Origin of the sequence: Ruminococcus callidus ATCC 27760 (assembly GCF_000468015.1) — a bacterium.
GTDB lineage: Bacteria > Bacillota > Clostridia > Oscillospirales > Ruminococcaceae > Ruminococcus_C > Ruminococcus_C callidus.
Window position 1 is genome coordinate 1,966 of record NZ_KI260462.1, and the last position, 8,539, is coordinate 10,504.

Annotated in this window: 11 protein-coding genes and 1 pseudogene; 3 read left to right on the forward strand and 9 right to left on the reverse strand. The window is 43.6% G+C overall.

Going from position 1 to position 8,539, the window contains the following annotated elements:
• The 6 genes from RUMCAL_RS11590 to RUMCAL_RS11615 form a co-directional block, all read right to left on the reverse strand.
• Nucleotides 1-337: HK97 gp10 family phage protein (locus tag RUMCAL_RS11590; protein WP_021683091.1), on the reverse strand; the 337-nt coding region annotated here is incomplete at its 3' end.
• Nucleotides 324-671: a phage head closure protein gene (locus RUMCAL_RS11595; RefSeq protein WP_021683092.1), complete on the reverse strand. Its 348-nt coding sequence runs from the start codon at nt 669-671 to the stop codon at nt 324-326. The genes RUMCAL_RS11595 and RUMCAL_RS11590, both read right to left, overlap by 14 nt.
• Nucleotides 671-943, reverse strand: a complete 273-nt coding sequence (locus RUMCAL_RS11600; RefSeq protein WP_040648114.1) for a head-tail connector protein — start codon at nt 941-943, stop codon at nt 671-673. Before RUMCAL_RS11600 ends, RUMCAL_RS11595 begins: the two co-directional genes overlap by 1 nt.
• 22 nt (nt 944-965) lie before the next feature.
• On the reverse strand, nt 966-2,159 hold the full coding sequence (locus tag RUMCAL_RS11605; RefSeq protein ID WP_040648120.1) for a phage major capsid protein: 1,194 nt from the start codon (nt 2,157-2,159) through the stop codon (nt 966-968).
• 21 nt (nt 2,160-2,180) lie between these two features.
• A complete protein-coding gene (locus tag RUMCAL_RS11610; protein ID WP_021683095.1) occupies nt 2,181-2,915 on the reverse strand; it encodes a head maturation protease, ClpP-related in 735 nt (244 codons plus the stop codon).
• Nucleotides 2,912-4,168 (reverse strand): phage portal protein, encoded by a 1,257-nt coding sequence (locus RUMCAL_RS11615; RefSeq protein ID WP_021683096.1) that lies wholly within the window; start codon nt 4,166-4,168, stop codon nt 2,912-2,914. The genes RUMCAL_RS11610 and RUMCAL_RS11615 overlap by 4 nt, the downstream gene beginning before the upstream one ends.
• Nucleotides 4,169-4,312: 144 nt before the next feature.
• Between RUMCAL_RS11615 and RUMCAL_RS11620 the strand changes: the two genes are divergently transcribed.
• The 3 genes from RUMCAL_RS11620 (at nt 4,313) to RUMCAL_RS15625 (ending at nt 5,674) form a co-directional block, all read left to right on the forward strand.
• Nucleotides 4,313-4,507, forward strand: a complete 195-nt coding sequence (locus RUMCAL_RS11620; protein ID WP_021683097.1) for a hypothetical protein — start codon at nt 4,313-4,315, stop codon at nt 4,505-4,507.
• 233 nt (nt 4,508-4,740) lie between these two features.
• Complete coding sequence (locus RUMCAL_RS11625; RefSeq protein WP_040648115.1) at nt 4,741-5,514, forward strand: hypothetical protein; 774 nt, start codon at nt 4,741-4,743, stop codon at nt 5,512-5,514.
• Nucleotides 5,498-5,674, forward strand: coding sequence for a hypothetical protein (locus tag RUMCAL_RS15625; RefSeq protein WP_156902544.1), 177 nt, complete (start codon nt 5,498-5,500; stop codon nt 5,672-5,674). The genes RUMCAL_RS11625 and RUMCAL_RS15625 overlap by 17 nt, the downstream gene beginning before the upstream one ends.
• Here RUMCAL_RS15625 and RUMCAL_RS11630 read toward each other — a convergent pair.
• The 3 genes and pseudogenes from RUMCAL_RS11630 to RUMCAL_RS11645 all read right to left on the reverse strand — a co-directional run bounded on the left by RUMCAL_RS11630 (nt 5,644) and on the right by RUMCAL_RS11645 (nt 8,218).
• Nucleotides 5,644-7,208 (reverse strand): annotated as a pseudogene (locus RUMCAL_RS11630) (terminase large subunit). The gene RUMCAL_RS15625 and the pseudogene RUMCAL_RS11630 sit on opposite strands and share 31 nt — an antisense overlap.
• A 291-nt stretch (nt 7,209-7,499) precedes the next feature.
• Nucleotides 7,500-7,724 (reverse strand): DUF7678 domain-containing protein, encoded by a 225-nt coding sequence (locus RUMCAL_RS11640; RefSeq protein ID WP_040646671.1) that lies wholly within the window; start codon nt 7,722-7,724, stop codon nt 7,500-7,502.
• Between the two features lie 287 nt (nt 7,725-8,011).
• Nucleotides 8,012-8,218, reverse strand: coding sequence for a hypothetical protein (locus RUMCAL_RS11645; protein WP_040648117.1), 207 nt, complete (start codon nt 8,216-8,218; stop codon nt 8,012-8,014).
• Between the last annotated feature and the right edge of the window lie 321 nt (nt 8,219-8,539).

An 8,539-nucleotide genomic window follows, 5' to 3' on the forward strand; every position in this document is an offset into this window, starting at 1 on the left:
GCAACTGTACACCGTTTTCTTCCGCAGGAGCAATATGCGGTTTGCCGGATACACGTCCACCGCCACGCTTAGCGTGTCCCTTTTCCAAAAGGTGTGCCAGCTGATAGCGATTCTTACTGTGGACAGTTATCTCCAAAGAGTGACTGTTTTCGCCAGTCTTTTTCGTTGCCCAGCTTTTTGCATATTTTCCGGTGTCCTTCGGAGCATTGGCGGAAATCTCGTTTTTCACTTGCGTGGCGGTTTTCCGGACAGCCTTTTTCATGGCGGTATCTGCAAGGTCTGCATATTCTTGCAAGCCCTGCATGATTTCCGCTGCAAGATTGTCAATACTGGTCATTTTGTCCTGCCTTTCTGGCTTCTGCAGTAATTTTCAGATAATCCTTGTGCAGATAATCCGGTGTAATACCGGTGATGTCATAAATATTTCCCTGAAACAAGATTCGGTTGCCTGTTACAGACGGCATCCAGTTTCGACTTTGCCGAATGAGGAATTCCAGCGTTTGTGTTTCTTTGGTCACACCAGCATCCGTATGCTCCACAGAAAATTTCAAAGTCACTCTTGCCAAGCAGGAAAAAGCTTCGTCCCACACAGCGGTGTGATTGCCAATTTCATCGGTAACGACACGATTCTCCAGAAAGGCGATTCTCTGATTGAGTGTTCCAATTTCCATCAAATCACATCCTCTCGCTGTGCAAACAGCATGGCACGAAGCGTTAACGTCAGCTTGGAAAAGTCTGCAGTATTGCGGTTTTCATAGAGATAAGAAACCGTGTAGAGCATCGCTGTTCGTACCACATCTTCGTTTTCTGAAAAGCGTTCCTCGTCCATTCTTCCCACATCCATTACCAGCTGTTTTGCAGTTGAAATAAGGGAGAGCAACAATGTATCGTCATCTTCAAAATCAATCCGCAGATACTGCTTGACTTCCTGTAAAGTTACCACCCACTCCAACCCCTTTCTCTGATTACGCTTTCTTGATGGTAAGTGTCTTGATAGCTTCTGGAAGAATTAGCTTTCCGTCAAGTCTCTGACTTGCAAGAAAACCAACCTGACCTGTCATGGCAAAGAGTTCATTCAGTCTCTTGAAAGAACGTCCCTGTCTGTCAGCCACCCAGTAATAGCTAAAGTCACCGAATGCCATGCACTTGTTGCCTGCCTTGATTTCCGGCACATAGCTGGATGTCTTGTAAGGACGATTGAGGATTGTATCCGGCACACCTGCCTGCACGGACGGATTCCAGATGTAATTGCCTGTGTTATCCTTCAGCTTGCGAAGTGCCTTCACTGTGGAATCGTTGAGCACCCATACAGCTTTCTTGCGGTACGGACTTCTGAGGGAGTAGAAAAGTTCCATCACATCATCAAATGTAATGCTTGCACCTGTGGTGGAAGTGCCGTCTTCCGCACCGCCTGTAGCATTAAAAATGCCGGTCGGTTTTCCCTTGCCATCACCAACGAAGAACGCCTCTTCTTCCTTAGAACCGATTCTTCTTGCGAACTCCTTTGCAATGTAGGACGGCAGGTCAAAAACAGAATCATTCAAAAGTTCTTCTGAAATTTTAATTGCTGTTCCAAGCTTATATGCGGAAAGCGATGCCTGCCCAAATGTATCATCAGAAAGAGAATACTGCTGTTCCTCGTCCATCCAGACAGCCTCGCCCTTGGAAGTCACAATCGGAATCTTGCGGTCGCCGTTGGAAGTTTTGATAACCGTTGCCATCTGGCGGAAAATGCTCTCTTCCTCCAATGATTCCACCAGTTTTCGTTCAAACTCATCTGGAACAAGATAGCCACCCTCTGCGTCTGTGCCAATGTGCAAATCATCGTGGACATCGATCCAGTTGCGGTTTCTGATACTGTTCCAGAATGCCGTTTTGTAATTGTCGCTTGCTGTACCTGTCTTTTCCGTTACATTCGGAGTTGCAGGTTTGCCGAGAACAGGAGTGGAAGTTGCCTTGTTCATTTCAGCTTCAATTTCAGCCTGTCGTTCCAGACGCTGAATTTCCTTGCCAAGATCGACAATGGTCTGTTCCATTGCATCGTAAGTCTTGGAATCTTCCTCACTGAGAACGCCGTTTGCATTTCTCTTGCTGTCGAGAAAATCACGGGCAGTGTCCCAAGCCTTCTTTCTCTTTTCTCTCAGTTCCTGAATTGTCATAGCCATAATCAATTCCTCCAATCAATATTTCAAAAGTGCCAGCCTTTTTTCAAGCTGGTCAATGGGTGTGCCTGTAACAGATTCTGCTGATGCAGATACTTTGGATAAGAATGCAGATAGATTCTTCGATTTGGAATAGGTCATTGCGGTCAGTGTATCTTCTTTTTCTTCTTCATCCGGTTCTTCCTCTTTGGGAACAACAGGCATTTTCTTCTCTGCAAACAGAATTCCGTCCACAAATCCCATCTCATGAGCCTTTTTTGCATTGAGCCATGTTTCATCGGACATCAGCTTTGCAATCTTGTTTCTGCTGAGGTGGGACTTGGTTTCGTAGGCGTTGATAATGCTCTCTTTGACTTCATCGAGCAAGATGATAGCTTTTTCCATATCTGCCTTGTTTCCCATAGCACAAGTGCTGGGATCATGGATCATCATTAGGGCAGTTGGTGCAATTAAAGTTTCATCGCCTGCCATTGCCACAACAGAAGCCGCTGATGCAGCAATACCGTCAATTTTCACGGTAACCTTGCCTTTGTGATTTTTCAGCATGGAATAAATCTGACTTGCAGCAAAAACGTCGCCGCCCGGCGAGTTCAGCCAGACTGTCAGATTTCCGCTGACTTTTGAAAGTTCGTCACGGAAAAGGGCAGGTGTCACTTCATCGCCCCACCAGGTATCTTCCGAAATAGGTCCGTTAAACAAAAGCTCTGTTTCTGATGTATCTTCGTTTTTTACAAAGTTCCAGAATTTCTTCATTCGGTTTCTTCTTCCTTTTCTTGATTTTGATTTGCAAATGCCCCTGCATCTGCGAGTTTTGTAAATGAACCATTTACAAGATAGAGATTTCCGCCCAATTCGTCAGGGATCATATTCATATCTTCCAGTTCACGAATATCATTGGCGGACATCCAGCCGTTTTGTCTTGCTGTGGCATAGCCTTGCATACGGCTCGCATAATCACCACGCAAAAGCCCCTCAACATTGAACTTGATGAAATACTTGCCTTTCTCTGAATCTGAAAGTAATGCTTTCATAAGTCCTTGTTCCCAGCGAACAATCCATGGGTCAAGGCTGTATTTCACGAAATCAAGGGATAAATGCTCTACGTTACTGAATGTTGCATGGTCAAGGTCGCCGATCATATGGAGCGGCACTCTGTACATTCTTGCAATTTCCTCAATCTGAAATTTACGGGTTTCCAGAAACTGAGCCTCGTTGTTCGGAATTGAGATCGGCGTAAACTTTACGCCTTCTTCCAGAACAGCGACTTTATGTGCATTTCTTCCGCCATAGGCTCTGTGCCATGCATCTCTTAATTTATCGGGATTTTTGATTACTCCAGGATGTTCTAACACACCGCTTGGATTTGCGTTGTTTCCGAAGAAAGATGCCCCATAATCCTCACAGGCGATAGAAATGCCGATCGCATTTTTCGCAAGTGCAATCGGCGAATATCCCACCAGGCCATCATATCCAAGTCCGGGAATATGGAGAACTTCATCAGCGTAGAGAACGATATCACCTTGTTCTTTCAGGTTCGGATTTGCTTCATCATAACGGCTGTAAATATATATCAAGCGGTTTTTCTCATCACGGTCAACCTTCATTTTATCCGGCATCAAGGGATACAGTCCGATAACATCACCTCTGCCGTTTCGGATGATCTGTGCATAGGCATTACCGTAAATCAGCAAATGGGACATTAAGGTTTCTCGGAAAACAAATGATGTCATTTCCGGATTTGGCTGATCGTGGAGCAAAAAATAGAGCGGATGCTGCGGCACTCGCTCTTTTCCATTATCGTTGTATTTGTATAAGTGCAGCGGCAGTTGTGCGATAGCCTCCGACAGAACCCGCACGCAGGCATAAACCGCAATATGCTGCAGGGCTGTTCTGTCGGTAACACGTTTACCACTGTTGGCTCGTCCAAAGAAATATGTGTAGGACGGCGAATCGTAGCTGTTGGTCGGCTTATCTCTGGACTTGAATAGTCCTGTAAAAATACCCATAAGAATCACTCCTTTCTTGACTTTGAGGGTTGGGGTGTGGTATAATATACTAAACTAAACAGAATGTAGGGTAGAAACTCTATAAATCGTGCTTTGTTAATTTGGTAAATTCTAATATCTGGGGTATGGTGGTGAAAGTACAAGATGAATGCAAACTATCTCAAACTTGAAAAAGGTAAGCAGATTGGAATACGTAAAAGAATACTAAAAGGAAATAAGTATTATTGGTATTCATATGCTGTTCAAAAAGTTAATGATATATATATCGTCTATGAGCATGAAATTGCAGAAGATAATATTTGTATGGAAATTGATGAGTATGAAAATATTTATCAATAACTATAAATGAGCATGCACCGTCATTTTGCACAACAATTCCCAACCATTTATGCTCTCTCTGCAATTAAAAACGGGATTATCATGTGAAATTATGGCATATTTTTGTGCAAGTCGCTGGAAATGCTCATTTATACTAAAGTAAAATATGAAATGCTATACAGCTGATCTGATGGGCATTAACCATTTACATCGCAAAAATTCCGGTGATTTTTACAGAAAGTGAGAATGCAAGAGTGAGAAAGAACATCATTCATCATCTTTTTTCTATAGCAGCTTTATGTGCTGTTGTTTTTACAAATACAATCTGGCTGACAGGCTGTGTTATTTATGACAGTAAAGATTTAGCAAAATTTGCGAAAGAGCAGCTATACGAAAAGTATGGAGAAGAGTTCGAAGTGAAAACTATCATGGATTCTCATCGAACAATTGCATATCCAGTAAATGATCCTGATTTATTGTTTGAGGTGTATAGCCTGATTGAAACACGTGGCGGAAAAGATGATTATATTCAATCGATCATTGGAGACCAATACAAGAAAATCGTGGAAAAAACCTTCGCCGATGTCAATTTGTATTTTTACATTGATGTAGATGTTCCGAGCATTCCGTTTAAAGAAAAAGAAATCAAGAATACGAATATCACAATTGAAGAATACAATGATGAGATGTCTGCATATAGCATTCATCCAACAATTGTTTTATATTTATCTTCTGATTTTTTAGATTGTTACAGTAATGAGGAATTATATTCCTATATTCAAAGCATTGTTTCTGATACAAATCTTGATTATTTAAGGATTGATTTTATATTACTGGAGGATGAGAAAACTGTAGAAGAATATTATAGCGAGTATCCCTCCCTTTCTTGTAATTCAAGTCTAATTGGATTTCTGGACGAAAAGTATGAGCGAGTGGCACAAGGTGCCGAGCAAGGTATTTGGAAAATGAGTATTGATGAATTTAATCAAAAAATGGAGGAGATTAGAGAAGATGAGTTATACAGATAAGGAAATGCAGATTTCCACACAAATTGCATATATGAATATTACTCAAGATCAAATTAATGAATATTTAAAAGATCATAACGGAGAATATCCGACCATTCAAGAAATTCCAGTTTGCAAAGATAATCAAACCTATAACACCAGCATATCCCTCGTATCATAAACCGACTCATCAGAAACGCATCCACAGCGGATTGCACGGTCAAGAGCCATGATCATGGCAACCGCACCGTCAATCTTCTCTGTGGATTTTTCTTTATCCGGCTTGATATTTCCGGCAGGGTCACGCCTGATGAAAATGTTATCCATCATCCACCGAAGAACAGGGTGCCCGTTGTGGGCAAGGGTCTGTTCAAGCGTTAATTTCATCAGTTCTTTGGTAGGCGGTGACATATCTTTGTAGCCTTGCCCGAATTGTACCATCGTGAATCCAAGTCCCTCCAGATTCTGTGACATCTGCACTGCACCCCAACGGTCAAATGCAATTTCTTTGATGTGAAACTTCTGTCCCAGCTCATCGATGAAGTTCTCGATAAAACCATAATGGACAACATTGCCCTCCGTAGTTTTCAGGTATCCTTGCCGTTCCCATACATCATATGGAACATGGTCACGTCTTACTCTGAGGGGCAGTGTTTCCTCCGGCAACCAGAAATAGGGCAAAATATAATAATGTTCATCGTCTTCAGTTGGAGGAAATGCCAAAACAAAAGCTGTAATATCCGTTGTGCTGGAAAGGTCAAGTCCACCGTAGCAGATTCTTCCTTCCAGTTCAGATTCATCAAAGGCAACCTTGCATTTGTCCCACTTTTCCATTGGCATCCAACGAACAGCCTGTTTTACCCACTGATTCAAACGCAGTTGCCGAAAGGCGTTCTCTTCGCCGGGAGTCTCCTTTGCAGAATTACACGCAGCCACCACCTTATCCATTCCAATGGTTTTATCCAGACTTGGGTTTGCCTTTTTCCACACCTTTGGGTCAGTCCAGTCCTCGGATTCATCTGCTCCATAGATAACCGGATAGAAAGTCGGATCATGCTTTCTGCCTTCCAGAATGTCCTTTGCTTTTTGGTGAACTTCATAGCAGATGCTGTTGGTGTCCGTTCCGGCAGTGGTAATCAGGAAGTACAAAGGCTGCATTCTGGCATCGCCGGAGCCTTTGGTCATAACATCAAAGAGCTTTCGGTTCGGCTGCGTGTGAAGTTCATCGAACACGACCCCATGGATGTTGAAGCCATGTTTGGAATAAGCTTCAGCGGAAAGTACCTGATAAAAGCTGTTTGTTGGTGTGTATACAATTCTTTTTTGTGCAGTAAGTATCCGGACTCTTTTCATCAAAGCCGGACACATACGAACCATATCTGCGGCAACGTCAAAAACAATCGAGGCTTGCTGTCGGTCTGCGGCACAACCATAGACCTCCGCTCGCTGTTCTCCGTCACCACAAGTTAATAGCAGAGCGACGGCAGCTGCAAGCTCACTCTTGCCATTTTTTTCGGAATTTCAATATATGCTGTATTAAATTGCCGATAGCCGTTCGGTTTCAAGATTCCGAACAAATCACGGATAATCTGTTCCTGCCAGTCCAGCAGTTCGAATTTCTTTCCTGCCCATGTGCCTTTGGTGTGGCTGAGGCATTCAATAAAAGAGACAGCATAGTCTGCCGCCTTTTTGTTATACTTGGAATCCTCCGCCATAAAACGGGTCGGTTTAAATCTTGCTATTGTTCTCACCTCCAAACAAAAAAGACCTGCCAAAAGCAAGTCTGCATCATTTATTTTAATGCCCTCATGGGGCAGTTTTGTAATCGAGATTCCATTCCCATTGTAACCATATTACCATACAAATTCAAAGATTGCAAGCGGCTAAATGAACAGAAAAAACGCCGAAATTTCTGTGATTTCTTGTGTATCATACACGAACCCAAATCAGGTGTACGACCACCAGAGCCTTTCGGCTCCGGATTGTGGGATTCGGTTTTGGATGAATTAGTTGTACTGTTTCAGCAGGATCGCCAGTGCAGTTTCAGTTTCTTCATCCTCCGGCGGAATATCCATGCCCCGGTCGAAATTGAACACCGTTTTGCCATTCCGCCGCAGGGAGATTTTCGAGGCTCTGCCTTCCTCATATCCAAAAGTGGAAGGCTCCTCGTAATGTTTCACCCAGTAGTGAAAAGTGCTCGTTCCTACCTGAATTGTTCCTTCTGTCCACATTGTTTTTTCCTCCAGTTTTCGTTGCTTTTGCCTCTTGGCATGATGTATATTACCATAAACCAAAAGAGAAGTCAACGAAAATTTCGGCATATTCTGCACAAAGAGGAAGGCAGAAAATTGTGTATGATACCAACAAAAAAAGCAAGCTCCACGTCGCCCTGTGTGGGGCATTTGTGAGAAAGGGAAAACCACTCGGAGGAAACAAAACCACGCCGGACAGGGCAACACAGCGGCTGTACGAGCCGCAGCCCCTTGATTCAGGGGCTGCTTGGAGCGTGCAGGGAAGCTTATCGTGTGATTTTGAAATCGCCGTAGTAGAAGTGGTTTTTCCTGATGTAATCCGTCATCCAGTTTTCGGCTTTTTCAAAGTCGTCAAACTCTTTGATCACCAGCCATTCCTGTTTGCCAGGGTCGTAAATGTGAATCCCATTTTCCACCCTTTCGGTTGCTGTTCCTGTTACCGTCAACGCTTTTACTTTCCATGTTTTTGCCATTGTGTGTTCCAGCCTCCTAAAATCCTGTGTCGGCATACCCGTTCGCCTCGGGCAGCATCCTGCCTCGGCTCAGGGCATCCGTTTTTTTGTTTTTCCCTTGCGGTAACTGTATATTACCATACTTCCGGAGGGATAGCAAGCCGCTAAACGTACAGAAAAAACGATGGAATTTCGGCACTTTCTTGTGTATCATACACCAACGAAACAAGAGCCCTTGTGCCGCCCTGTGTGGGGCATTTGTGGGAAAGGGAAAACCCACTCGGAGGAAACAAAACTACGCCGGACATGGCAACACAGCGGCTGTACGAGCCGCAGCCCCTT

Bases quoted from the DNA above. Each gene is read 5' to 3' on its own strand.
- RUMCAL_RS15625 (WP_156902544.1), top strand. From the start codon at position 5,498: ATGAGTTATACAGATAAGGAAATGCAGATTTCCACACAAATTGCATAT.
- RUMCAL_RS11645 (WP_040648117.1), bottom strand. From the start codon at position 8,218: ATGGCAAAAACATGGAAAGTAAAAGCGTTGACGGTAACAGGAACAGCA.
- RUMCAL_RS11615 (WP_021683096.1), bottom strand. From the start codon at position 4,168: ATGGGTATTTTTACAGGACTATTCAAGTCCAGAGATAAGCCGACCAAC.
- RUMCAL_RS11595 (WP_021683092.1), bottom strand. From the start codon at position 671: ATGGAAATTGGAACACTCAATCAGAGAATCGCCTTTCTGGAGAATCGT.
- RUMCAL_RS11640 (WP_040646671.1), bottom strand. From the start codon at position 7,724: ATGTGGACAGAAGGAACAATTCAGGTAGGAACGAGCACTTTTCACTAC.
- RUMCAL_RS11620 (WP_021683097.1), top strand. From the start codon at position 4,313: ATGAATGCAAACTATCTCAAACTTGAAAAAGGTAAGCAGATTGGAATA.
- RUMCAL_RS11605 (WP_040648120.1), bottom strand. From the start codon at position 2,159: ATGACAATTCAGGAACTGAGAGAAAAGAGAAAGAAGGCTTGGGACACT.
- RUMCAL_RS11610 (WP_021683095.1), bottom strand. From the start codon at position 2,915: ATGAAGAAATTCTGGAACTTTGTAAAAAACGAAGATACATCAGAAACA.